A 25,929-nucleotide genomic window follows, 5' to 3' on the forward strand; every position below is an offset into this window, starting at 1 on the left:
CCTCATTTCATTAGTAATCGTTTTGCTTGAGCTAAGGCTTCTGCAGTTACATCGTCCCCTGCTAGCATTTTTGCGACCTCCTCAATTCGTTCTTTTAGGTGAAGTTTTCGAACTGTCGAAGTTGTAACATCGTCTGTTGAAGCTTTTTCAATATAAAATTGCGTGTCGGCAATAGCGACAACTTGAGGGAGATGGGAAATCGCTAATACTTGCCCAGCTTGTGCAATCTTGTATATTTTTTGTGCAATTGCCTGAGCAACGCGCCCTGACACACCTGTATCCACCTCATCAAAAACAATGGAAGTTTTATTTTCACGCCTTGAAAAACTAGACTTGATCGCCAACATCAGACGAGACAGTTCTCCACCAGATGCTGTTTTTGCCAAAGGTTTGAATCCCTCTCCTGGATTGGTTTGAATATAAAACTCTACTTGCTCATTACCTCTGCTTGAGAATTTGCCACTCTCAAATTTCACAGAGAAGTCGGCTTTTTCCATGTAAAGATCAGCAAGCTCCTTTTTTATGTCTTCTTCAAGTTCTTTGGCTATAGCATGCCGCGCAGTATTGAGTTGCTCGCTTGCCACCAAAAGTTCAGACTGCGCTTCCTTAAGTGCTTCCTCTAGACTCTCACTGTCTTCTGTTCCTCCAGTCAAGTCTGAAAGTTCGAGCTGGATCTTTTCCAAGCTTTGCAAAACATCAGAAAGTTCTGGACCGTATTTTTTACGCAGTGTGTTTAAAGTTAAGATTCTTTCTTCAATTTGCAAAAGCTCTGTAGGGTTAAACTCAATCATATCCATAGCTGTTGCTAACCTTGTGGACACTTCTTCAAGCAGATAATAAGCATCCATTGTTTTGTCCGACAAGTCTTGATAATCTTGATCAAACTCAGCAGCATGTTCTAACTCAGACATAGCTGTACGAATGCCACTTAGACTTGAAAAGTCCCCTTCGTCATCGTCCAAAGCCAAATAAGCTGTATTCAGGGCATCTGCTATATTTTTAGCATTGTTGAGTTTAGCCCTTCGTGCTTGCAGTTGCTCATCTTCTTTTAGATTAATTTCTGCTGCTTCAATCTCTTCAACTTGAAATTGTAAAATTTCAATACGCTGTGCAAACTCTTGCTCATTTTTTTGACGGGTTTCTAATGCTTGTCGAATTTTTTTATAGTGTTCAAACTTAGTCAGATACTCCGACTTGATTTGCTCAAATGTTTCATCCCCAAACTCATCAAGCAAACGAAGATGGTGCTTAGCATTCATCAATTCTTGATTGTCATGTTGCCCATGAATATCAACGAGAAGCTCTCCTATTTCTCGTAATGTTGCAAGATTAACCATTTGCCCATTCACACGGCAAACTGAACGACCGTTAGCAAAAATATCCCGACGCAAGATAAGTTCACTGCTGCTCTCAAGACCCAAATCTTCAAGTCTTTGCTCAAGTTCTTTGTTTTCCTCTGCAAAAAATAGCCCCTCAATCTCAGCCTTATCTTTACCTGTACGGACAAAGTCACTTGAACTACGCCCTCCAAGTAAAAGCCCCATTGCATCAATGATAATAGACTTCCCAGCTCCCGTTTCACCTGTCAAAATCGTCATCCCATTCTCAAAAGAGATATGAATTTCTTCGATAATTGCAAAGTTTTTAATAGAAATTTCTTGTAGCATACCGTTTCCTTTTATAAACTTAATTCGTCATAAATTGTGTTTGCTTGCCGTCTTGTTTCACAAATAATCAAAATACTGTCGTCATCCGTCATAATTGAAAATATTTTTTTACTGTAACGGTTGATTAGACTTTTTTTAATGACGCTGGTTGTTCCAGGTTTAGCCGTAATTGAAATCATGTTTTCATGCATTTTCAATTCAAGAATCGCCTCATTGGCCAGTTCTTTATGCAAGAGATCTTTTTGCTCTTCATCGTGCTGGTGTGGCAAAGCGTAACGATAGCCCCCTTGACTTCCTGGGATTTTGATGAGAGCTAAGGACTTAATATCTCGTGAAACTGTTGCTTGAGTCACATCGATATCATTTTCCAAAAGCTCTTGTACAAGTTCATCTTGAGTTTGTACCTCTTTTGCGGTGATGAGTTTTGAAATAAAATCAAGTCGTTCTTCTCTTCTCATGTCAATGTTTCCTTTTCTGTTTTTAGTACAGCTTCAATATCAATATGAGACGCGACTGTAGCTGTCTTTTCTTTTTTTAAATGCACTAAAAATTCAACATTGCCTGCTCCTCCCTTGATGGGGGAGAAGGTTAAGTGTTTTACTGAAAATCCAGTATCCAGCGCTGTATTTATGACTTTTTCAATCGTCCACTTATGTATTTTCGGATCCTTAATGATTCCCTTTTTCCCCACTTGGTTACGTCCGGCCTCAAACTGAGGTTTAATTAAAGCAGCAACGTCGCCATCTTCTGTCAAAATATCAAACAAGGGAGGTAAAATCAAGTCAAGGGAGATAAAGCTAACATCAATTGAGGCGAATTCTGGTTGTCCCTGTGCAAAATCTTCTAAAACAGCCTGACGAAAGTTAAACTGTTCCATCACCACAACACGACTATCTTTACGAAGCTTCCATGCGAGCTGATTGGTGCCTACATCCAAGGCATAGACACGCTTGGCACCATTTTGGAGCATGACATCCGTAAAACCTCCTGTTGAGGCTCCGATATCCAAGCAAGTTTTTTCTTCCACAGAAAGGCTAAACTCTTGTAAAGCTTTTTCTAGCTTCAGACCACCACGACTCACATACTTTAGTTTTTCACCTTTGAGCCTTAGTTCTGTACTTTCTTCAATCTTTTGTCCTGGCTTGTCAAAGCGCTCACCTGATTTAGCATCCACCACCAAACCGGCCATAACACCACGTTTAGCCTGCTCTCTCGTTTCAAACAGGCCTTGATTTGTTGCTAAAACATCTACTCTTTCTTTCATTTTATTTCTAGACTTTCTATAATTTCGATAATTTCAGCACTTGATGCAACTTGTGCCAAGTCATCTTTTACAGTTTTCAGCAATTGCTTTAGAGTTTTCTGTGCGCCCTGTAAGCCAAGTAGGGCAACATAGGTTGACTTTTCTTCCGCTTGATCCTTTCCAGGTGTTTTGCCGATTTCTTCAAATGTTCCTGTAACGTCAATTATATCGTCCCGTATCTGAAAAGCTAATCCCAAATTTTGTCCAATCTCTCGCAACTTTGCAATAACTTCTTTTGGTTGTTCAGCAATGATTCCAGCTGCTACAAAAGGAAAAGCCAACATTCTTCCTGTTTTCAAATGATGAATGTCTTTAACTTGATCTGGAGATAAGACTTTTCTCTCGCCATCCATATCTAAAACTTGTCCAGCAACCATCCCCAAGGAGCCGCTTGCATAAGACAATTCTTTCACTAGGGCTACAACTATTGGTGCGGAAAAAGATGACTTTGCCAGTATATAATAAGGATCCAAAAAAAGTGCATCTCCTGCTAAGATTGCTGTTGCTTCATCAAATTTCTTATGATTCGTCAGCTGTCCTCGACGGTAATCATCGTTATCCATGGCCGGCAAGTCGTCATGAATCAAACTGCCTGTGTGAATCATTTCTACAGCAGCAGCAACTCGATAATGCGGCGTTTCAAGTGGGATTCCAAAAGCTTTAAGCATCTTTAGGAACAAAAGGGGACGAATTCTTTTACCACCTGCTGTAAGTGAATAAACTATTGAAGCTGCCAAATGTTGAGGAATTTCAGCTTTTTCATAAAATTTTGTGAGCTCTTTTTCAAGCCTTTTCATATTGATAACCATTTCTTATATTATCCCATTTCAAAGAAATAATGTCCAATAGAAAATTGCGTGCACTATAGCTGAAAAAGTTACTTTGAGTGAAAAAACATTCTCTGTAAGAAGGAGACTAAAAAATTCCGCCTTGCACAAAATGCACAAAAATAAAATCTTATGCTTGGGAGCTTCTCTCTTTATCTTTTCATGACTCGCTGCCTTTTATTAACAAAAATCTGAAACAAAGGTAGTGAGTTAAAGGATGCAAAACAAAACGCAAAAAAAGCTTAACCGGTGTATGCTTGTACTTATGGTTAAGCCTTTCTTCATTTTTTGGAGATTTTGTCATAGCCTCTAAGCTCATTTTTTAATTTTCAAGTTCTTTTTGTTGCTCTTATCTGCATCTGTCTCCCCTTTTTTACATTTTGGTGGGGAAACAACGATTTTTCCTACTTGCTTATTTATTTCTATCACAGTGAAGCCAGGTTTTAATGACGTTCTCTGTTAAAGCCTTGATGTTTTTTAAGGTTACTTCTTTGTCCATTGCTTCTTCCAAAGAAAGTACTGAGCGTTGAACACTGTAACTTGCCAGCAGCACTCGGTTCATTTCTCCTAAATCATCTGCCAAAGCGCCGCAAAAAGCAAGCGTCGGTACATTGTATTTTTCTCCCAACTTCGCCATTCCAAAAGGAACCTTGCCTTTTGCAGTTTGGAAGTCCATTCGGCCCTCGCCTGTGATAATCAAATCTGCGTTTTTAATACTGTCTTCAATTTTTAGAAGCTGAGCAATTTTGAAAAATCCTGACTCTAGTCTCCCACCTAGTAAGATAATAGCTGCGCCTAAACCACCGGCTGCACCTGTTCCTGGTATCTCTTGCAAGTCAATATTTCGTTCTTGTTTTATTTTTTGAACAAAATTCTGTGCAGCCAAGTCTTGGGCTTCAAGAATTTCAGAATTTCCTCCTTTTTGCTTGCCAAAGAATTTTGCATAACCTTTTGGCCCTGCATAAACATTAGTGACATCCGCTAAACCTGTGATTTTTATATCTGAAAAGTCTTCGCCCTCCAGGGCTTTCAAAAGACCGAGGCCACCATCAGAACTTCCTGTACCTCCAAGACTGAGTATAATTTCAGTTGCCCCTCTCTTTTTAGCATCTAAAAACAAGGCGCCAAGTCCAAAACTTGTTGCCCTTTGCACTGTTTCTTCACTGGGTGTAATCTTATCGATTCCTACCACTTCGGCTGCCTCAATAAAAGCCTGCGCTCTATCAACCAATAGATAGGAAGCTTGCAAGGGACGGTGTAATAAATCAACTGTTTCAACATTAATACAATGTCCGCCTAAGCCCGTTTTTACTGCTGAAAGGCTTCCTTCTCCACCGTCAGCAATTTCGAAAGTTTCAACTTTAATCTCGGGAAAGGAAGATAAAATCGCAGTTTTTACTGCCCGATTTAGCTCTGCACTTGTGGCGGAGCCTTTGAAAGAATCTATCGCTACGACGACTTTCATATTTTTCTCTCTTTCACAGCTTTGCATTGTCACTATAGTGAAGGAAGCTCCGTTTTTAGTCTTCTTGGGTTATTTCTATACTCCAAAAGATTGCCGGTTTGCCTCCCCTTATTCTCCCAAAAAATCAGTTTCTGAGCCGTCCTTGCCAACAATCTTTACCAGAGTTTTTTCCGCTTCATTCAAGGTTGCTTTAAGTTTTTCAGAGAGGAGCATCCCTTTTTGAAATTCAGAGATGGCATCTTCTAAAGCCACATCTCCACTCTCTAGTTTTTTGACAATTGTTTCAAGTTCTACTAAATTCTCTTCAAATTTTGCTTCTTTTTTTGTAGCCATACTTATCCTCTATTTTATTTCCGCACGAACTGTACCGTCACTCAAATCAAGATTGACTTGGTCACCAGTTTGGACATCATTAACACTTTTAATAATTTTACCACTGCTTGTGGTGACGAGCGAAAATCCACGTGCTTTGATTTTGCTAATATCCATCAAGAGGAGTGCTTGCACCAGATTATCCACTTGATTTTTCTTTTGTTCATAAAGTTTTACAAAAGCGGGAAGGAGTCTACCCTCCAATAATTCATAGCGGTGCTTCTCCCGATAAATTTTGTTTTCGGTCAAATTTTGTAAACGACTGGTCAAATGATCAATCTTCTGAATATGCCCGTCATAGAGACGCTCAGGTTGCCGAAAGACTACTGAATTGGCTAGCTTTTCCACCCGCTCTCTCTGTGTCTGGATAAGGTGAGTGACACGGTTGCGCATACGGAGCTCTTGATCATCTGCCCAAGCGAGCAAATCCAATTTTGTATTAGGAGTTGCTAACTCTGCTGCTGCTGTTGGTGTTGCTGCGCGTCGATCAGCAACAAAATCAGCTAAAGTCGTATCAGTTTCATGTCCCACTGATGAGATAACGGGGATACGAGATTCAAAAATAGCACGCACAACAATTTCTTCGTTAAAAGCCCATAAATCTTCAATGGAGCCACCGCCTCGTCCAACGATGAGTATATCAACATCTGTACGTTCATTCACAGCTTCAATATTTGCTGCGATTTCTTCCGCAGCTCCTGCGCCCTGAACCTTTGTTGGATAAAGTAAAATCTGACTCATTGGAAAACGGCGATTAACCGTTGTGATAATATCTCTGATAACAGCACCAGACGGACTAGTAACTACTGCAATTTTTTTAGAAAAAAGTGGCAGTTCTTGCTTCCACTGCGGATTGAATAAACCTTCTGCTGTTAGTTTCTTTTTCAGCTGTTCAAACTTCACAGCCAAAGCACCGATACCATCTGGAACAATGTTTTCAATATTGATAGAATAAGAACCTGAGGGAGCATAGAGGCTGATGCGGCCAGTCACAAGGACTTTCATCCCATCTTCCAACTTAAAATCGAGCTTTTTAAACTGTCCCGCCCACATGGTTGCCTGTATCACCGCTTTTTCATCTTTAATGGCAAAATACTGATGACTGGGGCGCTGACGAAAATTTGAAATCTCTCCTGTCAAGTAAACACGTTCCAAATAAGGATCGCGATCAAACTTTGCTTTCAAGTATTTGGTTAGAGTTGATACTGTTAAATACTCTGTCATGTTTTTATCTTTCTAGATGTGCTTAATTATCCTAGGTTTCACTCTTTTATTTTATCGAAGCTTCTGCCGCACGTATAGTTTGTTCCATCAACATAGTAATTGTCATTGGCCCAACTCCACCGGGAACTGGAGTCAATAAGCCCGCAACTTCTTTTACCTGTTCAAAATCAACATCACCATGAAGTTTACCGTTTTCATCACGATTCATTCCCACATCAATGACAACAGCACCTGCTTTTACATCTTCCGCCTTGATAAAACGATCTTGCCCAATAGCCACGACTAAAATATCTGCCGAACGTGTCAGTTCAGAAAGATTTTCCGTGCGTGAATGCGCAATCGTTACCGTTGCATTCGCCATCATCATCAACTGAGCCATCGGTTTTCCAACAATATTTGAACGCCCAATGACAACCGCTTTTTTTCCTGAGAGTTCCACACCATAAGCTCGGAACATCTCCATAATACCTGCTGGCGTTGAAGGAATCATCAAAGGACTGCCACTCCATAGCTTGCCCATGTTAATAGGGTGAAAGCCATCAACATCTTTATCCGGTGATATTGCGAGCAAAACTTTTTCTTCCGATATATGGGGAGGGAGAGGCAGCTGTACAAGAAGCCCATGCCAAGAAATGTCCTTATTATAGCTTTCAATCAAGTCTAATAACTCCGCTTCAGAAATTGTATCTGGCAAACGGACAACTTCTGACCTGAGGCCAAGCTTGGCAGCTACACGTTCTTTATTTCGAACATAAACCTGACTGGCTGGATTTTCCCCAATCAAAATAACAGCTAGACCTGGTTGAATGTCCTTTTCTTTCAGTTTAATCACTCTATTTTTAAGTTCTTCTTGCATTTTTTCTGCAAGAGCTTTTCCATCAATAATTTTCATACTATCATTATACCCTATATGATGTTTAAAAGACAGCGGAAGTTAACCGAACACCACCATGAATTAGTGATAGTAAGTACTCTAAATCCCTCACGTTCACCACAAACTTACTGCGAACTTTTTATCCCCTGAGCTTTCTCTCATTTTTTTCGGAACAATGCGCCAACTTTTTCCAAATCTTAAATCAGTTACACCTTTAAAAAAGTCCTTGATATCTCGTTGCTGCGCAGAAAAGTAAAAAAGTGTACAATATTAAACGAAAGGAGAAATACATGATGTCACTTTATTCTCAAATACTCATCATACTTGTTGCACTGGAATTTTTTTACATTCTCTATCTAGAGACGCTCGCAACCGCTTCAAAACAAACCAGTAAAGTATTTAACTTAAGTCAGGAAGAACTAAAAAGAGACAGTGTAAATACTCTGTTAAAAAATCAAGGCGTATACAATGGTTTGATTGCTGTTGGTCTGCTTTATGGTGCTTTTTTATCGTCAGCTCCTGTATTGATCAGTCGAATGCTGTTGATTTATATTTTACTTGTTGCAGCCTATGGAAGCGTGAGCAGCGATAAAAAAATCATCTTTACTCAGGGAGGACTCGCTGCCCTAGCCTTACTGTCAACTTTCCTATGATTTTATAATATTTAATCTAAACCTTGAATTCTTCCCCTAAATATGAAATAATGATACTATAATAAAAAGGACGAAAGTATTGCTCGCCGGAGCACTACTTATCAGAGTCATGCAACTAACCTTAGGCCTTGTGGTTAGTTGACATGGCTCTTTTTACTTATAAAAACATGACTGCTTCATGGTCCTTAGGAGCAAGTTGATTTTTTGAAAGAGGTATAATATGGCATGGGTTTTCTTATTTCTTGCGGGAATATTTGAAGTTATTTGGGCAACAATGATGAAGTTAAGCCAGGGTTTTTCTATACTAAAGTATGATATTTTAACTGTCATTGGTATGTTGATCAGCTTTGGCTTTTTAACCTTGGCGATGAAAAAGTTACCTTTAGGAATTGCTTACCCCATTTGGACGGGGATTGGGGCAGTAGGAAGTATCTTAGTTGGTATCCTTCTTTTCAAAGATAAACTCCCCACATTAACATGGTTTTTTATACTCATGCTCATTGTTGGTCTTATTGGGATTAAAATTACAAGTGGACATTGATTTGTTCAAGTGAGATACCCCCAACGGTGAACAAAAACAGTACTTTGAATAATTTCAGACTAAAATGTAAAAAATAAAAAAGATTAACCGCAACACGTTCTTATGCAAAGGTTAGTCTCTTTTACTTTTGAAACTTTTATTCCAGTCACTTGGTTATAATCGAATAAAACTCGACATTTTTTAGTTTGGAGTTTGGTGGATGATGAGGGCGGGGCGAGTGCCGCCGGAAAGACTACTGTCGGTTCTCCTGCTATGAAGTTGACCAGCATTACTTACATGCCAAAAACGTTCTGAATCCATTGGAGTACGAAGCCACCACCATGTATTACGCCCACCTACACGCCCTGCATGACTGGGAAATCCAAGCCCTGTCCCTGATAAGCGTACAACATCTGCAAAGGAGAGGGCAAAAGCACGTGAAGTCCCACTTGTGTCAATTTTAGTCACATCAATCGCAACCTCTGTAAAATCCGACAAATTAGTTGGAATCCATCTACCAGATGACCAAATAATACTAGAATCATTAATTAGATGTCCTGTCTCAAAGTTATCTGCGACTGGTTGAACCATAGCTTGAACTGCTAGTTCAAGGTCATCATACCATTCATTGATACGGTTATTTTGGCTATTCCAATGCACATTCCCAATCGCCTCATTCCGAATAATCATATGATTACCAGAACCCATGTTTTCAAGGTAGCGGTACTGCTCCCCGGCCATGGTAAAGATACGACCCGGACGCATGGTCGAAAAGTCAAAGGCTGCTGGTGCACTGTCTTCGTTAGGCAGTGGGTTAGGGCCGTCATCGTACATCGCTCCGTTCTGGATGCCTCTGAGGAAGTCTGCCAGCTCCGCATGGTGTTGTTCCCCGTCATTGAGGAACTCCTCATGCTGGTCAGGGTGTACCAGTCCACTCTCGACATGAATCCCATAGTAGTAAAAACCGTTAAAAACTTTGTCCTCAATGGCAGCCGTCATCTCCGCTGCATCAAGCAGGTAAGAGCTGGCTTGCTCACTGTCCAGTCTGTTGGCCCAGTAAGCCCAACCTGTGTTGTGGTCAACCACCCAGAAGTTGCCTATCTTGTCTTCGTTAGGCAAGTTGCTCCACTGGTTCATGGTCATTGGGGCACGGTCTTGTTGTAAGTTCTGAGCGGTTTGGTTGGTCACTTCTTCTCCCGGCCAGATTGGACCACTGTTGTCAAAGTTTTCGTTTGCTGACCAGTAAGCATCAATTCCGTCTCCCGGGTGTGTCGCGCCGTCTGTGACCGCATCTGTTGCACCGTTCCCTTCGATCCAGTCTCGCGCATGACCTGCCGCTGCTGTTCTTAAGTCCAGGTTGTCGTGGTTGAAGGTGGGCATATACCATGGGGCATCTTGACCGGAACGTTCCCAACCGAAGATGAGGCTGGCATACTGGTCAAAGGCATTTGAGGCATTGCTATTTTCTCGGTCATTGATATTGCCTGCGCTTGGGATCCATGTGGTCCAGTTTTCTACATCGTCACGGCTGGTCCCTGCGACCAGGGGCGTGAAGTTGGCTTCGTTACGCTGGCGGGTTTCGAGGAACTCGGACAGGCGTATCCGTGCCATGATTGGCCGCTCCCCATAGTTTTCCACGAAGACGTCCTTGTTTTCGGTGTCACGGTTGTAGTAGTCGTGGACACGGCCGCCGACATTGATGTCCACTTCATTCAGCCGGTCATTGATGGCCCGTTGGTTGAAGGCTTGGAAGGCGAAGGTGCCGCCTACTGCGAGTAACAAGAGCGACAGGAGTGCGAGGTTGCGCAGCCGCCGTTGTTTTTTCTTTTCTGGTGTCATAAACTCCTCCTTTGGCGTAACATTTACTTTTGGTTTTTCATTACATATACATTTCTAATGTTACGTTTACTTTCTGAGTCTATAGTATAAAAAAAAAAAGGTCAAATGAAATGAGTGTTTGATGAGAAAAGCGAGGGAGACTTTCACTTAATCTTGCTTTCAGCTTCCGTGGTCAGCGCCTGAAAAGTGGACAAAAAAGAAGCTCTTGCCTGAGCTAGAGCTTCTTTACCTCATAATATTTCCCTTCTCAGGTATGTTTATAAATCTTTCGTTTTTATCTTTACTTAAAATATGCTTATTATTTAGGAAAATGATAGAATATAGGTATATAAATACTCAGAAGGAGGTATTCACATGCCATTTGTACATGTCGAATTAGTTGAAGGACGTAGCGCTGAAGTCAAAGCAGCTTTAGCCAAAGAGATTACGGAAGTCGTTATGAAGCACACTGGTGCTCCTCGTGAGACAATCTATGTCATTTATGATGATATGGCTAAGGAAAACTTCTATCCACATGGCGAGCCAAAACAATAAAAGAGTCTAGAGAAAAAGTTCAATCTGAAACAGAAAAAACGTTCAAAACAGCTCCGTAATGCTGCATTGAACGTTTTTTCCTGACATTTCTGCCTTAATCTCACCTTCAAGTTAATTTTTATTCATCATGATATCCAATATAACTGGGTCTGAAGTCTGCATCCCTTTTGAAACATAGCGGCCTAAATCACGAATACAATCATCTACATTTTCAGAAACTATACCGTTTGTTGCTGGTATAACTATCCCAGCTTGGGCTAGACGTACTGCACGATACATTGAAGAGACTGAGCTGACTACTTTTATGGCACAAGAAAATCCTGCACCATCACAAATCATCCCCACTGCATCACCAATCATATTTTTAATCGCCATCTCAGCCTTTATTTCATCTTCTGACTCAAGATAAATCAAGGCTGCTGCAGCTCCCATAGCCGCAGAATCTGTGGCACAATAGGCGGATAACAGAGGTAAAAAAGCATGAATATAAAGGGCTGTTAAGTGAGACAGAGTCAGAGCTCTAATAAGTTTTTCATCACTCATTTCTCTATGCTGTGCAAATACACAAACTGGAACTGTTGCTGTGATTCCTTGGTTACCTGATCCAGAATTTGTCATTGCAGGACGCTGGCACCCTCCCATGCGAGCATCTGATGCAGCAGCGGTGCAAGCAACTATCTTCTCCTCTAAAGAGAGAGCCTGAAGTTGTCTTTCACCAAGAAACGTTTTCCCAATCTTCATACCATAGTCATGCTCTAACCCTTCCTCCGCTAAAGCCATGTTTAAATCCTCGGCTCTTTTTAGTGACCAGATACTTTCTAAGTCTTGACATGTTGCAAATTCCCAGATTTCCGTGAAGCGACATTTTTTTAGGAAATCCGTATGAGTCGTCTCTTCGTCAGATAGGGGTTTCTCCTTTTCAAAAATCACTTCTTCATTTTTTTGAATCCAATAAACGTTAGTATGCCCACCAGCAATCTTTACTGTCACGGTGTCGTTGCTGGACTGGATACTCACCTCAACATAGAGCTTATCTTCTACAGAGGCTACCTCTGCGCTCACGGTCTCCGATTTTGCAAGCTCCAAAATTTCTCTTAAAACATTTTCCTTTAGGTTAGAAATAACTTTCAAGCCAGCTTCTGCATCACCCCCTAGTGCACCTGCAGCTGCTGCTACTTTTACTCCAGCTTCTCCCGTTCCGGGTACAATGACAGCCAAAGCATTTTTCATTACATTAGCGGAAACACGGATATTTATGCTGCTAATCTTTGCGCTTCCTAAATATTTGCTGCAAATAGCTGCAGCATAAGCAACAGCAACTGGCTCGGTACAACCTGTCGCAGGCTTGACTCCATCTTCTAAAACCTGCATAAAACTTGTTTTGATATCTTCTGTAAGCATTTTCCCCTCTTTTCATTTTCTGACTTTTTCACTTTAAATTATAAGACTTCTCTACTTTTATTGCAAGCGTTTTCCTTGCTGTTATACCTCTATGGGTACGAGCTCCTTGCATTGCCAAAAGACTTAGGTTAAAATAAAGCCATGAAGATTTTAATTACAGCAGGTGGTACCACTGAGCCCATTGATACCGTTCGTGGTATCACTAATTTCGCTACAGGCAGTTTAGGAAAATTAACTGCTGAAGAATTTTTAGGACATGGACATCATGTTATTTTGTTAGCTGGACGTTTTGCACAGTTGCCATCAGCTAGAGAAAATTTAACTGTCATTCAAATTGGCGATACACAAGACTTGCTAGACAAGGTAGAAAAATATCTTCCATTAGTCGATGTGGTTGTCCACAGCATGGCAGTTTCTGACTATCGTCCTGTTTATATAGCTGGAGTGGATGACTTACCACAGCCGCTTACAAAAGAACAGCTCATTCATTTCCGTCCTGAAGTACAGAAAAAAATATCATCAAGTTCTGAGTACCAAATGATGTTATTAGAAAAAACACCAAAAGTCATTTCATTTATTAAAAAGTGGAAGCCTGAAGTTCTTCTTTTTGGCTTTAAACTCCTTTCTGGTGTAAGTGAAGAGTACCTACTTGAGGTTGCCCAAAGCAAACGCAAAGAAACTTCTGCTGATTTTATCCTTGCAAATGATCTGGATAACATCCAAGGAGAAGATCATCTGGCATTCTTAGTTAGTAATTCTGCAGATATTACTCGACTTACAACCAAATCACAAATCGCTCAAACAATTGTAAAAAAATCTGAGGAGTCACATCATGGCTAATATAACCCTTGCCGTAACAGGTAGCATTGCAGCATACAAAGCTGCCGATATCGTCTCAATGCTCAACAAAAAGAACCACAACGTTACTGTTTTGATGACAAAAGCAGCCACTCAATTCATTACACCCTTAACTTTACAAGTCTTATCTAAAAATAAAGTGCACACTGATATTATGGATGAAGAACATCCAGATGTTGTCAACCATATCGATATCGCCAAACATACTGATATCTTTATCGTTGCTCCTGCCACTGCTGACACCATAAGTCGCCTTTCTCACGGTGCTGCTTCTGATATTGTGACTTCCGTAGCACTTGCGCTTCATCCAAGCAAAAGCAAATATATCGCTCCTGCCATGAATACCAATATGTACGCCAATCCTTTAACCATGAAAAATATTGATATTTTAAAATCAATAGGATACAATGTTATACAACCTAAACAATCTCTCCTAGCTTGTGGAGACTTTGGCCAAGGTGCCTTAGCTGATATTGATACCATCGTTGATACGCTAGATCAAGCGACTAAAATTAAGGAAATTTAAAACATGAAAAAATCAAAAGCATCAGATATTGCCATCCTTGCGATTTTTATCGCTATCATGGTTGTCGTGCAAGTCTTGAGCCAAATCGTCTATAGCATGTGGCCCCTTCCCATTGTGCCTACACTCTTGCATATTCCTGTCATCATTGGTTCCATTGTCTTAGGTGCACGTAAAGGAGCTTTCTTAGGACTTGTGATGGGGATTATCAGTATCATCAACTCAACACTTCTTACCACGCCTTTGAGTTACGTATTTAGCCCACTGCAACCTATTCCTGGTACAAATCACGGCTCACTTTGGGCTTTAGTGGTTGCTCTTGTTCCGCGAGTTCTGATTGGCGTTTTTCCTTATTTTATCTATAAAGCTATGAAAACACGCACTGGTGCAGCCATAGCCGCTTTTGTTGGCACAGCCACAAATACCATCCTTGTGTTAAGCTTTATTACCCTGTTTTTTGGGCAATACACAGGTATGACTTTTACTAATCTCATTCAACTTATCGTTACGGGCAATTCCATTGCTGAGGTAATCATAGCTGTAATTTTAACCGCAGCCATTGTTCCCTCATTAGAAAAATCTCGTTAAAATATCACACAGCCGCTCTCTGGCTGTTTTTTATTTTTTGGAAAATAGAAATGAAAAATGATATAATACATCTGAAACCGAATTCATTTTTAGATGAGGATTTAAAACAAACAATAACTGATTGAAGCCTAAAAACAGGCTTTGGAGGATAACAATGTCATACAAAGAAATTTACGAACAATGGTTAAACGCTGACTTAACGCCCGACTTGCATGAAGAACTTCTTGCAATGGACGAAAAAACAAAGGAAGACGCTTTCTATACCTATCTTGAGTTCGGTACAGCCGGCCAACGTGGCCTTTTAGGTGCAGGAACAAATCGTATGAATATTTACACAGTACGTTTGACAACTGAAGGACTTGCACGTTTAATGGACAGCAAAGGCGATGCTAAAAAACGCGGAGTAGCCATCGCTTATGATAGCCGTCATTTTTCTAAAGAATTCGCTATGGAAACGGCAACGATTCTGGCAGACCACGGTATTCCAAGTTATGTCTATGACAGTCTCCGCCCTACACCAGCGCTGAGCTTTACAATTCGTGAATTAAATACGCTTACAGGCGTGATGATTACAGCAAGTCATAATCCTGCGCCTTACAACGGCTACAAAGTTTATGGCGAGGACGGTGGACAAATGCCACCTGAAGATGCTGCTGCCTTGACAGAGTATATCCGCCAAATCGATGATATTTTCTCTATCACTTTAGGAGATACGGATAAATACATCGCTGAAGGCATGATTACCATTATTGGCGAAGATATCGATGCAAAATATCTTAAAAATATCGAAACTGTAACCATCAATCATGAGTTGATTAATAAGTACGGTCGCGATCTTAACATCGTTTACACACCGCTTCACGGAACAGGCGAAATGCTCGGACGTCGTGCGCTTGCCACAGCTGGATTTGAAAAAATTGCCGTCGTTGAAGAACAAGCTATTCCCGATCCAGACTTTTCAACTGTAAAATCACCAAATCCTGAAAGTCAAGCAGCTTTTGCAATGTCGGAAGAACTTGGCCGTAAAGTTGGAGCTGACATGTTAGTTGCGACTGATCCTGATGCCGACCGTATCGGTGTGGAAGTCCGCTTGCCTGATGGAAGTTATCAACCTTTGACAGGAAACCAAATCGGAGCTGTCTTGGCTAAATATATCCTTGAAGCACACAAAACAGCTGGCACATTACCTGCTAATGCGGCAATGGCTAAATCTATCGTTTCTACTGAGTTAGTCAGTCATATTGCTGAAAGCTATAATGTAGAAATGTTCAATGTCCTTACAGGTTTCAAATTTATTGGTGAAAAGATTCATGCTTGGGAAACTACTGGTGACCACACTTACATGTTTGGTTTCGAGGAAAGCTTTGGCTATCTTATCAAGCCTTTCGTACGCGATAAAGATGCCATCCAAGCCATGCTCCTTATCTGTGAAGTTGCGGCTTACTACCGCTCTTTAGGTAAAACACTTTATGATGGTATTCAAGATATCTATGCTGAATATGGCTACTTTGTTGAAAAGACACTTTCAGTTACGCTTGAAGGCAGTACTGGTAAGGAACAAATCGCTGAAATCATGGGTAAATTCCGTGACAATGCACCAGAAAAATTTGACGGTCTTGAAATTCTTTTGACTGAAGACTTCAAGGAACTTACTGCAACATCGCACAGCGGTAAAGTTGAAAAATTAAGCACCCCTCCTTCTGATGTTTTAAAATATCATTTAGAAGATGGCAGCTGGATTGCGGTTCGTCCTTCAGGTACGGAGCCTAAGATAAAATTCTATATGGCAGCCGTTGCAGATACAGAAGAACAAGCACAAAGTAAGATTGAACATTTTGAAAAAGAAATTAAAACTTTTATTGCCTAAGATTCAGATAAAAAGCTGTCTTTAACAGACAGACTTTTTGTTTATTTTAGCTTTCAATCAAAAGCTATCTATTTTACTTGTTTCAAGGAAATAAAAAGTCTTTTTAATGTGATAAAATAGCTGATTTCAGACCATAGACCTATTGAAAAATAAAATAATTTCCTGTAGAATAGTAACAGACTGTTTATTTATAGAAAGCGAATTTATTTTGAAAAATTTGAAAAAAAAATTGTCCTTATTAGGAGTAGCAAGTACCGGTTTGCTTCTGCTCTCTGGCTGTGTCCAAACCCATATCGTTGATGGTGTACGTGTTCCTACTGAAGCTGCGACACAAGGCTTAACGTATCAAATTCTTGTCAAGCCAATGTCTTCCTTTGTCGACTTATTCGCCAATAACATGAACCTGGGTTATGGCTGGGGAATTGTCTTGGTAACCTTGATTATCCGTTTCCTCATTCTTCCTCTTGGTCTTAATCAAGCCTACAAATCAACTTATATGCAGGAAAAAACGGCCTATTTGGCTCCTGTTTTTGAACCCCTTAATGCGAGATTGAAAGCTGCAACAACGCCCGAAGAACGTATGGCTGCCCAACAAGCTTTGATGAAAGCTCAAAAAGATAATGGAATCAATATGTTATCTTCATTGGGTTGTCTACCATTACTTATTCAATGGCCTTTCTTCATTGCCCTTTACAATGCAGCAGCATATACTCCGGGTATCTCTACGGCAACTTTCTTTGGTATAAACTTAGGGAGCTCTAGTATTGTTATCACACTTATTGCAGGTGTCTTCTACTTCCTCCAAACTTGGATTTCTACAAAGAGCATGACACCTGAACAAAAGAAAACTGGCCTAACGATGCTCATTATGAGTCCTGTAATGATCATCATTTTCAGTTTCATGTCTCCCGCAGGTGTAGCACTTTACTGGGCTGTTGGCGGTATCGTTATGGTTATTCAACAAATTATCATTACTTATATTATGAAGCCACGTATGCGCCAAAAAATTGAAGAGGAATTCAAGCATAATCCACCAAAAATGGCAGATCTTCCAAAAGATGTGACACCTAAGTCTGCCACACAACAGGGCTTGAAAAACTTAGATGCCCCATATAAGAAAAATAATAAAGGACGTAACAGCGGTAAGCAAAAACGCAAATAAAAGTATAAAAAGAGGAGCAGCTTATGTTAGCTCCTTTTGCTATTGAAAATAAAGTACATAGACTGTTAAAAATTTGGGCATCTGAGCTCGAGATAAGATGAAATCAGTGACCAAGTTGTGTAAGCCTCCTTTTTACCTCCTTTAATTCCTCAGCGAAAAACACAAATTCTAACTAGAGTTTAGCTTTCATGAGGAAGCACCTCAAAAGAGGAGCAATCGAAAAAGTCCAGTAGAGTTTATTACGCTACTGGACTTTTTCGATTGCTTTAAGTCAAATGTACGCCTTTGTCTACATAAATAACGTCACCAATAACTCCTGTGGCCAATGGACTGACGAGGAAGGCAGCCGTCTGACCAACTTCCTCAATAGTAACGCCTTTGCCATCCGCTGTACGACTATTTGACTCTTTAATCAGGTCTTTATAGCCGGCAACACCTGAGACTGCAAGTGTCTTGATTGCTCCAGCAGAAATCGCATTGACATGTACGCCAACATGTGCCATTTCTGCCGCTAAGTAACGTACCGTTGCTTCCAAGGCTGCTTTAGCAATCCCCATAACATTATAGTTAGGAATGGCACGAACAGAACCCATGTAGCTCAAAGTAACAATACCAGCCCCTTCATTAAATAAAGGTTTAGCAGCTTTTGCTACAGCAAGCAATGAGTAAGCTGAGATATCTTGTGCAAGCGCATAGCCATCACGTGAAATATCTGATACATTACCGTCAAGCTCTTCTTTTTTAGAGTAAGCAATGGCATGCACCAGACCATCTATTTTACCGACACGACTTTCAATCGTTAAAAATGCCTGATGAATAGATTCGTCAGATGCAACATCACACTCGATAAGTAAATCTTCTGGTTCAGCAAGCTTGGCAAGCTGCTTTTCCATACGCTCATTTTGATAAGTGTAAATCAACGTTGCCCCTTGATCTTTCATAGCTTTAGCACAGCCCCAAGCAATAGACTTGTTGTTTGCTACACCCATAACGACAATTTTTTTTCCTTCTAAAAACATATAAATAAGTCCCCTTAAAAATAAAAAAATATATTTCAGAAAATATAAGCAAATAGTTTAATGTATAAAAATACTTACTACATAAAACATTGTAAAGTAAAAATACTCAATTGTCAAGTTTCTTTCTTCCCCATAAAAAAATATTTTAAATATCCTAAAATTGGTGATACAATAAACTCATAATGAAAGTGAGGATATATGAATAAGCAAGAATTTATAAATAAAGTACGCGGTGGCCTCATTGTTTCTTGCCAAGCTTTACCCGGTGAACCTCTTTATCGTATAGATGGTGGTATCATGCCCTTGATTGCCCTCGGCGTTCAGAACGCTGGTGCTGTCGGTATTCGTGCAAACTCGGTACAAGACATTGAGGAAATAAAAGAAGTCGTAGATGTCCCTATCATTGGCTTGATAAAACGCGATTATCCACCACAGAAACCTTATATTACAGCCACAATGCGTGAAATTGATGAACTTGCTGAGCTTAATATTGCAGTGATTGCTTTAGACTGCACATTGAGGGAGCGGCATGATGGTTTGAGCATGCAAGAATTCGTCAAACAAGTAAAGAAAAAATACCCTAATCAACTGCTTATGGCTGACATTGATACGCTTGAAGCTGGAAAAGCAGCTTATGAAGCTGGCTGTGACTTCATAGGCACAACACTGTCTGGCTACACAGAGGCTACTAAAAACCGCCCTAAGCCCGATATTGAACTCATTGCCTCTTTACTCCACGAAGGGCTTCCTGTTATCGCTGAGGGTGGAATTCATAATCCTGAACAGGCTAAAGAAATTCAGGAAATGGGAGTCTTAGCGCAAGTTGTTGGTGGAGCTATCACGCGTCCTCAGGAAATTGCGGAACGCTTTGTATCTGCTATAAAATCAGCAAAAAAATAATTTGATTTCCTCTTTTTTATCCTCCAACATCGTTCTGCACTTGTTCTAGAACAGGATAAATGCGAAATATTATAGTGTTAGTATAGAGATAAATGCTGCTGTAACTGAATATGTTGGTTAAAACGAGAGCTATTTTAGCTCTTTTTTACATATGATTTATTCTATGAGGTATTAAAAATGACCTGCAACGACAGCAAATATTCAACAATACAGCATTCTAATGTTTTTATGTATAAAACAATAAAAATAGTGATATAATAAGGGGGTGCAAATAAAATATGAGGTACTAAATATGACAAATTCAAAGTATGCTATGACAGCTACAGAGGTTATGGAAGTTATTCCCAACCGCTATCCCATTATGTTTATCGATTATGTTGACGAAATCTCAGAAAATAAGATTCTTGCAACGAAAAACGTTACAATCAACGAAGAAGTTTTTAATGGACATTTCCCAGGTAGTCCAACTTTTCCAGGTGTTTTGATTTTGGAAAGTTTGGCACAAGCCGGTTCTATCTTGATTCTTAAAAAAGAAGAATTCCAAGGGAAAATGGCCTATATTGGTGGGATTGACAAAGCAAAATTCCGTCAAAAAGTTGTTCCTGGCGATGTAATGAAACTCGAATTTGAAATTACTAAATTCCGCGGAAAAGTAGGTAAGGCTGATGCTGCTGCATATGTTGATGGCAAGAAAGTAACAACCTGTGAGTTTACCTTCATCGTAGATGAAGCTGCTGAGCAAGAAAAATAATAAAAAAGAGCAGCAGCTCTTTTTTTATTTAGTCCAAAGCCTTGATTTCCAAAATCATGTCTCGTAACTGAGCGGCTGATTCAAAGTCAAGCGCACCGGCAGCTTCGGCCATTTCTTTTTCCAGCTTTTTAAGCAATGCTTTCCGCTCTTTTTTCGTCATTGCTTCAGCCGAAACTTCTTCAACTTCTCCGTTTTCAGTACGTTTTGTAATTGAAATCAGATCACGAATTTCTTTCTTAATGGTTTGTGGCACAATCCCATGTTTCTCATTGTAAGCCATTTGAATTTCACGCCGACGGCTGGTCTCATCCATGGCCCGTTGCATGGACTGAGTAATATTATCTCCGTACATGATAACACGCCCATTAGCATTACGGGCTGCACGTCCGATAGTCTGAATCAAACCACGTTCATTACGCAAGAAACCTTCTTTATCCGCATCTAGAATAGCGACCAGAGAAACTTCTGGAACGTCGATTCCTTCACGCAAAAGATTAATACCGACTAAAACATCAAAAACACCCAATCTCAAGTCACGAATAATTTCTGTTCGCTCTAAAGTTTTGATATCACTGTGCATGTATTTGACTTTTACACCCATTTCTTTGAAATAGGAAGTTAAATCTTCGGCCATCTTTTTCGTCAAAGTCGTTACAAAAACACGTTCGTCTTTTTCAACACGCGCATTGATTTCCCCTAAGAGATCGTCAATCTGTCCCATCATCGGCCGAACTTCCACGACTGGATCAAGGAGGCCGGTTGGACGAATAATTTGCTCTACAATCGTCTCCGTTTGTTCCATTTCATAGTCACCAGGAGTTGCAGAGACATAGACTATTTGATGCACATGACTTTCAAATTCTTCACGGCGAAGCGGGCGATTATCTAAAGCTGAAGGCAGGCGGAACCCGTAGTTGACCAACATATCTTTACGCGCCCGGTCACCATTGTACATCCCCTTAATCTGTCCCATCGTCATGTGACTTTCGTCAATCATAATCATAAAATCATCGGGGAAGAAATCGAGTAAGGTGAAAGGTGGTTCACCTTCCGTACGTCCATCCATATGACGTGAATAGTTTTCGACCCCATTACAGTAGCCCATCTCACGTAGCATTTCAATATCGTAGTTGGTTCTTTGTTCCAAACGCTGCGCTTCTAGGAGTTTTCCTTCACTGCGGAAGACTTTTAGTTGCTGTTGCAGTTCTGCTTCAATTTTGGCAATAGACTCTTCCATACGCTCGTCATTGGTCATGAAGTGAGTTGCCGGGAATATGGCAAGGTGATCTACTTCTCCTAAAACCTGACCTGTGAGGGCTTCTATTTCTCGGATGCGATCAATTTCATCGCCAAAAAATTCGATACGAAAGGCATGTTCATCTCGAGATGCAGGGAAAACTTCCACGACATCGCCACGTACACGAAAACGTCCACGCTGAAAGTCAATATCATTACGCTCAAACTGAATGCCCACCAAATCGTTCAACAGTTTGTCACGAGAAATTTCAAGCCCGGGACGCAAACTCACAACGCTGTCTTGATACTCCTTAGGTGATCCTAAACCATAAATACAGGAAACAGAGGCGACGACAATCACGTCATTCCGCTCTAAAAGTGAACTTGTCGCACTATGACGAAGTTTGTCAATCTCGTCGTTGACTGAGCTGTCTTTTTCGATATAAGTATCTGAGGAGGGCACATAAGCTTCTGGTTGGTAATAATCATAGTAGCTGACAAAATATTCGACAGCATTGTTAGGGAAAAATTCTTTAAATTCACTATAAAGCTGTCCCGCTAGAGTTTTGTTATGTGCTATGACTAATGTTGGCTTATTTGTACGCGCAATAACTTGACTCATAGTATAGGTCTTTCCTGTACCAGTAGCTCCTCGCAAAATTTGCGCTTTTTCACCGTTTTCAATATTTTCTACAAGGGCTTCAATAGCTTCCCCTTGATCTCCAGCTGGTTCATACTTACTGATCAGGTCAAATTTATTATCTGTTATACGTTCTATCATTTTATTTCCTTAAATTCTTTTTTAAAATAAGTGAGGGCCTTTCGATACACATCGGCTTTAAAACTAAATAAACTAAAATCAATATCTGCAAAATGTATCGCTTTATAGCTGATAAACTCAGGATGATTTGTTTTTACATTAATCGAAGCTTCTGGGCAAAGTCGAATAAGAAAATACTGCTGTTCTTGTCCAGCATAGCTCCAGTCAGGAAAAGTCATACCATCCGGAAAGTCATAGCGTAAAAGTTCTGGATATTTCCCTATAATTTCAAAATCCCCTGTACCAATTTCCTCTTGAAGCTCCCTTACTACTGCCTGTTCCGCACTTTCTCCTCTCTCCACTCCTCCTTGTGGAAAGCCCCACATTTGAGGAAAATCAGCGCGCTGAAAAAGTAAAATTTCATTTTTGGCATTTAAAATAATTGCTGCTGTATTTTTTCTGTAAGTTTTCATTTCTGCCACCTTGTAGACTCTTGCTTTACTTAATTTTAACATTTTTACTTCAAAATTGAACCCTTAACAAACTTTTTCACACTCAAAGCACAGCTGTGTCCCACTATAAAAAAACTTATAGTTCTTGTTAATAAGAACGATAAGTTTTTTTACGTTTCTAATCTCAAAGACCTTACTTTTACGCTTTTTAATCTTTCAATGCTTGTAAAACTTTAAAATTTTGGTTGCTTGTCGCTTCAATCACAGGGTGTTTTTCCAAATATTCACCAATAAGTTCGGTCATATCGACTGTGATTTCTGAGACGATTTTACTTTTGTCAAACATTGAGTAATTTCCGCCGCCGACACCGCGGTATTGATTCACAACGATTTCCAGTTCTTGCTCAGGCTCAACAGGCTGTCCTTCAAAGCTCAACTCGACGATACGACTGCCCTCAGCTTGCGCCAAATCTATAGTGTATTCAATTCCTTCATACATATCATAATTGTAGTACTGTGGCTTAGGATTAATAAATTTAGGATTGAAGACGATTCGTCCTTCATCATCAAGAAAGAGATAAGTGGCTGACATCTCTAATGCCCCTCTTAAATCCTCTCCTGTGACGCGTAATACCGTCAAAGTATTGGGGTAAATATAGTTGGTCAAAATATCACGCATGCTAATACTTTCTTGAAAACCTTTAGCTTCGTTGTTAAATAAAGCTGTACCTGATATTTTTGCGCCTGAACTTTCCATCTGTACTTTATTGATAAACTCAATATAAGGATGTTCCATTACACGTACTTGCATCGGGTTTGTGATACGCATATCACCACTTACTCTTCCCATCGTCTGGTCGAGCCAGTCTTCGGCACGATTAGACACAGGAGAAATAAGCGAGAGCACTTCCGCATCTTCAGCAAAGTCTCCTACAGGATGTAGCCTTGTTTCTGAATCAATGATATTTTTATTTTCATACAATTCCAAAACAATTTCTGCCAAATTTGCACCACGATATCCCGGTTGAACTGAAGGTACCCCTAGAACAGATTGCGCGATTTCACGATGCTGATGCCCGGTCACAAAAGCATCAATCCATTGGCCACACTCTTTCAAGAGTTGATAGCCTTCGTTTTCTCCGGTCAATGCTTCTTCCGGCTCTCCAGTCTCTAAATTACGCTCAAATCCACCATGATAAGCAACAATAACAACATCGGCTTCTTCACGGAGTTGAGGCAGATATTTTTTCGCTGTTTCAACGATTGACTTAAAAGTCAATCCTTTAATCGTTTTTGGTTGCTCCCAATGAGGGATATACTGTGTCAACAGACCTAGAACAGCAATTTTCACACCTTTTTTTTCAATTATCTTATAAGCTTGTCCAAAAGCTGGTTTGTTTTCTTTATCAAGAACATTAGCAGCTAAAATAGGATAATCGACATTTGCCACATAATCTTTCAAATAATCTATGCCATAATTGAACTCGTGATTCCCTAAAAGTCCAAGGTCATAATCAAAACTATTGGTCACTGCAGTTAAGTCTACTACACCATTTGATGATTGCTTAGCCATATAATAAGCCAAGGCAGACCCTTGCAAGATATCACCATTATCGACTTTTAAGATAATGTCATCTTTTGTCGCTTCCTCTTCGATTTTACGCATCACTGAACGCACTTTTGTCATACCAAAGGGCAAATTCATCTGACGTTCTGTATAGTTACTCGCAAGAACAAAACCATGCATATCACTGGTTTCTAAAATTCTAATTTTCATAATGTGTTGATTGTCTTTCTACTAAAAAGAAGAGCCAGTACTCTTCTTTTTTTACTTTTATTGATTCCAAACGCTCTTAAGTTGTTTTGCTTGAGCATCCATTAAGTCATCAAGATTACCCTTAGGATTTGACAAGATAGCTTGCATGCTTGCAGTCAATTGGCTGTAAGCAGCATCGGAGTTATCTGCAATTGGTAAAGGAAAGAGATGCTTTGTTGTTTTTTCGATAATAGCTGGTACTTTAGAAGTTTTACTTTCTGTATACTCTTTAGCTGTCAAACCAGCATTTGTTACAGGCATATAACCTGTTTGGGTTGCCCAGTAAACTTGTTCTTTCGTCGAAACAAGGAATTTTTCGTAAAGGTAAGCTGCTGTTTGTTGATTTTTATCAGCTGAGCTAAACATGTAGATGTCTGTTCCTTGTTGAACATTATTCTTCGTTGGACGTGCAGCTGCACCATACTCAAAGTCAATCCCTTTATTAAGATAGCTTTCACCAACAGATGAGCCAACAAAGAAGGCAAGTTTTTTCGAATCAAATGGTGCATTCAAATATTGGTCTGAACCGGCGATACGGAAGTAACCTTCTTTAATTCCATTGAAGTAATAGTTGATTGTAGACTGAGATTCAGAACCTGTGAAGTCAAGTTCTTTATTAAATTCTTTTCCTGAATCTTTCATTGAAATAGAATAGTAATTGTTCAAGGAATCAAAACCAGCACCTACTATTGTGTGGTTTGATTTTTTCCAAACTTTTTGAGCTGCCTCCTTAAGTTCATCCTTTGTTGTCGGTACTTTGATTCCATATTCATCAAGTAAAGTTTTATTATAGTACAATACTTCTGTTGACTTATTAAATGGAATACCATATTGTTTACCGTCAAGCTGGGCACCTTTAAGTAAAGGAGGTTGGATAGACTCGTCACCAGAAATTCCGATTTCGCTATTTGAAAGAAAGTTGGCTTGGTCTACAAGCATATCACTTTTAGAAGCATTATAGAGCCAACCTGGATAAGCTTGTGTAAGCGTAGGCAAGTTTTTTGGAGACTGCATTGTAGAAGTCAATTTCGCTTGCAATGATGGGTATGAGCTTTGAGATTCTAGCTTTACATGAATTTTGGGATGGGCTGCTTCAAAATCTTTTGTCATCTTTTCCAAAGTTTTCAAAGATGAACCTGTCATTGCATGCCAAAATGTGATGGTCGTATCTTCTGTCACTGAATTTTGGATAGAAGATGGGTTTGACGAAGTTCCCGTGCTTTTAGAGTTTGAGCACGCAGCAAGTGTAGTGACAGCCGCTAAGCCAACGAGCGGCAAAACAAGTTTTTTGAGTTTCATGAATCCTCCTAATTTCTCT

At 40.0% G+C, this 25,929-nt stretch carries 25 protein-coding genes; 10 read left to right on the top strand and 15 right to left on the bottom strand.

All coding sequences use genetic code 11. The annotated features are described in order from the left end of the window. Positions 1-2 precede the first annotated feature (2 nt). The 8 genes from recN to NFR51_RS07820 form a co-directional block, all read right to left on the bottom strand. Entirely contained in the window at positions 3-1,667 is a 1,665-nt protein-coding gene (gene recN / locus NFR51_RS07785; RefSeq protein ID WP_251713151.1) for a DNA repair protein RecN, read from the bottom strand. 11 nt (positions 1,668-1,678) lie between these two features. Further along, positions 1,679-2,125, bottom strand: coding sequence for an arginine repressor (locus NFR51_RS07790; protein ID WP_251713152.1), 447 nt, complete (start codon positions 2,123-2,125; stop codon positions 1,679-1,681). Further along, the gene (locus NFR51_RS07795) at positions 2,122-2,931 is read right to left on the bottom strand and encodes a TlyA family RNA methyltransferase (RefSeq protein WP_251713153.1); all 810 of its coding nucleotides are present in this window, start codon (positions 2,929-2,931) and stop codon (positions 2,122-2,124) included. The genes NFR51_RS07790 and NFR51_RS07795 overlap by 4 nt, the downstream gene beginning before the upstream one ends. After that, positions 2,928-3,779: a polyprenyl synthetase family protein gene (locus NFR51_RS07800; RefSeq protein WP_251713154.1), complete on the bottom strand. Its 852-nt coding sequence runs from the start codon at positions 3,777-3,779 to the stop codon at positions 2,928-2,930. The genes NFR51_RS07795 and NFR51_RS07800 overlap by 4 nt, the downstream gene beginning before the upstream one ends. Positions 3,780-4,209: 430 nt before the next feature. Beyond that, positions 4,210-5,262 (bottom strand): glycerate kinase family protein, encoded by a 1,053-nt coding sequence (locus NFR51_RS07805; RefSeq protein WP_251713155.1) that lies wholly within the window; start codon positions 5,260-5,262, stop codon positions 4,210-4,212. A gap of 108 nt (positions 5,263-5,370) precedes the next feature. Next, positions 5,371-5,595, bottom strand: coding sequence for an exodeoxyribonuclease VII small subunit (locus NFR51_RS07810; RefSeq protein WP_202229902.1), 225 nt, complete (start codon positions 5,593-5,595; stop codon positions 5,371-5,373). A gap of 9 nt (positions 5,596-5,604) precedes the next feature. Continuing rightward, complete coding sequence (xseA, locus tag NFR51_RS07815) at positions 5,605-6,858, bottom strand: exodeoxyribonuclease VII large subunit (protein ID WP_251713156.1); 1,254 nt, start codon at positions 6,856-6,858, stop codon at positions 5,605-5,607. A 46-nt stretch (positions 6,859-6,904) separates the two neighbouring features. Further along, a complete protein-coding gene (locus tag NFR51_RS07820; RefSeq protein ID WP_251713157.1) occupies positions 6,905-7,750 on the bottom strand; it encodes a bifunctional methylenetetrahydrofolate dehydrogenase/methenyltetrahydrofolate cyclohydrolase in 846 nt (281 codons plus the stop codon). Positions 7,751-8,025: 275 nt separating this feature from the next. On the opposite strand from NFR51_RS07820, the gene NFR51_RS07825 reads away from it, so the two are divergent. Together NFR51_RS07825 and NFR51_RS07830 are read left to right on the top strand one after the other, a co-directional pair. Further along, entirely contained in the window at positions 8,026-8,385 is a 360-nt protein-coding gene (locus NFR51_RS07825; RefSeq protein ID WP_251713180.1) for a DUF1304 domain-containing protein, read from the top strand. Positions 8,386-8,605: 220 nt separating this feature from the next. Further along, complete coding sequence (locus NFR51_RS07830; protein ID WP_251713158.1) at positions 8,606-8,926, top strand: DMT family transporter; 321 nt, start codon at positions 8,606-8,608, stop codon at positions 8,924-8,926. Positions 8,927-9,106: 180 nt separating this feature from the next. Here NFR51_RS07830 and NFR51_RS07835 read toward each other — a convergent pair whose 3' ends face one another. Next, a complete protein-coding gene (locus NFR51_RS07835; protein WP_251713159.1) occupies positions 9,107-10,744 on the bottom strand; it encodes a DUF6273 domain-containing protein in 1,638 nt (545 codons plus the stop codon). A 354-nt stretch (positions 10,745-11,098) separates the two neighbouring features. Between NFR51_RS07835 and thmT the strand changes: the two genes are divergently transcribed. Continuing rightward, entirely contained in the window at positions 11,099-11,278 is a 180-nt protein-coding gene (gene thmT / locus NFR51_RS07840; RefSeq protein WP_202231467.1) for a 2-hydroxymuconate tautomerase, read from the top strand. 111 nt (positions 11,279-11,389) lie between these two features. Here the strand turns inward: thmT and NFR51_RS07845 are convergent, their stop codons facing one another. After that, the gene (locus NFR51_RS07845; RefSeq protein WP_251713160.1) at positions 11,390-12,679 is read right to left on the bottom strand and encodes an L-cysteine desulfidase family protein; all 1,290 of its coding nucleotides are present in this window, start codon (positions 12,677-12,679) and stop codon (positions 11,390-11,392) included. A gap of 141 nt (positions 12,680-12,820) precedes the next feature. Between NFR51_RS07845 and NFR51_RS07850 the strand changes: the two genes are divergently transcribed. The 5 genes from NFR51_RS07850 (at position 12,821) to yidC (ending at position 17,677) form a co-directional block, all read left to right on the top strand. Beyond that, on the top strand, positions 12,821-13,519 hold the full coding sequence (locus NFR51_RS07850) for a phosphopantothenate--cysteine ligase (protein WP_251713161.1): 699 nt from the start codon (positions 12,821-12,823) through the stop codon (positions 13,517-13,519). Continuing rightward, positions 13,512-14,063, top strand: a complete 552-nt coding sequence (gene coaC / locus NFR51_RS07855; protein WP_251713162.1) for a phosphopantothenoylcysteine decarboxylase — start codon at positions 13,512-13,514, stop codon at positions 14,061-14,063. Before NFR51_RS07850 ends, coaC begins: the two co-directional genes overlap by 8 nt. A 3-nt stretch (positions 14,064-14,066) precedes the next feature. Beyond that, positions 14,067-14,648, top strand: a complete 582-nt coding sequence (locus tag NFR51_RS07860; RefSeq protein WP_251713163.1) for an ECF transporter S component — start codon at positions 14,067-14,069, stop codon at positions 14,646-14,648. 154 nt (positions 14,649-14,802) lie between these two features. Then, positions 14,803-16,515, top strand: a complete 1,713-nt coding sequence (locus NFR51_RS07865; RefSeq protein WP_251713164.1) for a phospho-sugar mutase — start codon at positions 14,803-14,805, stop codon at positions 16,513-16,515. A 208-nt stretch (positions 16,516-16,723) separates the two neighbouring features. Further along, entirely contained in the window at positions 16,724-17,677 is a 954-nt protein-coding gene (gene yidC / locus NFR51_RS07870) for a membrane protein insertase YidC (protein ID WP_251713165.1), read from the top strand. 266 nt (positions 17,678-17,943) lie between these two features. Here the strand turns inward: yidC and fabI are convergent, their stop codons facing one another. Further along, the gene (gene fabI / locus NFR51_RS07875; protein WP_251713166.1) at positions 17,944-18,696 is read right to left on the bottom strand and encodes an enoyl-ACP reductase FabI; all 753 of its coding nucleotides are present in this window, start codon (positions 18,694-18,696) and stop codon (positions 17,944-17,946) included. 198 nt (positions 18,697-18,894) lie between these two features. Between fabI and NFR51_RS07880 the strand changes: the two genes are divergently transcribed. Continuing rightward, entirely contained in the window at positions 18,895-19,596 is a 702-nt protein-coding gene (locus NFR51_RS07880; protein WP_251713167.1) for an N-acetylmannosamine-6-phosphate 2-epimerase, read from the top strand. Positions 19,597-19,888: 292 nt separating this feature from the next. Next, complete coding sequence (gene fabZ / locus NFR51_RS07885) at positions 19,889-20,347, top strand: 3-hydroxyacyl-ACP dehydratase FabZ (protein ID WP_251713168.1); 459 nt, start codon at positions 19,889-19,891, stop codon at positions 20,345-20,347. A gap of 28 nt (positions 20,348-20,375) precedes the next feature. Here the strand turns inward: fabZ and uvrB are convergent, their stop codons facing one another. The 4 genes from uvrB to NFR51_RS07905 form a co-directional block, all read right to left on the bottom strand. Next, positions 20,376-22,364: an excinuclease ABC subunit UvrB gene (gene uvrB / locus NFR51_RS07890; protein ID WP_251713169.1), complete on the bottom strand. Its 1,989-nt coding sequence runs from the start codon at positions 22,362-22,364 to the stop codon at positions 20,376-20,378. Next, complete coding sequence (locus NFR51_RS07895) at positions 22,361-22,816, bottom strand: RNA pyrophosphohydrolase (protein ID WP_251713170.1); 456 nt, start codon at positions 22,814-22,816, stop codon at positions 22,361-22,363. The genes uvrB and NFR51_RS07895 overlap by 4 nt, the downstream gene beginning before the upstream one ends. A gap of 187 nt (positions 22,817-23,003) precedes the next feature. Further along, positions 23,004-24,572 carry a bifunctional metallophosphatase/5'-nucleotidase gene (locus NFR51_RS07900; RefSeq protein WP_251713171.1) on the bottom strand — a complete coding sequence of 523 codons (1,569 nt, stop codon included), beginning with the start codon at positions 24,570-24,572 and terminating at the stop codon, positions 23,004-23,006. 57 nt (positions 24,573-24,629) lie between these two features. Then, on the bottom strand, positions 24,630-25,910 hold the full coding sequence (locus NFR51_RS07905) for an extracellular solute-binding protein (protein ID WP_251713172.1): 1,281 nt from the start codon (positions 25,908-25,910) through the stop codon (positions 24,630-24,632). Between the last annotated feature and the right edge of the window lie 19 nt (positions 25,911-25,929).

Origin of the sequence: Lactococcus ileimucosae (assembly GCF_943193185.1) — a bacterium.
GTDB classification, from domain to species: Bacteria; Bacillota; Bacilli; order Lactobacillales; family Streptococcaceae; genus Lactococcus; species Lactococcus ileimucosae.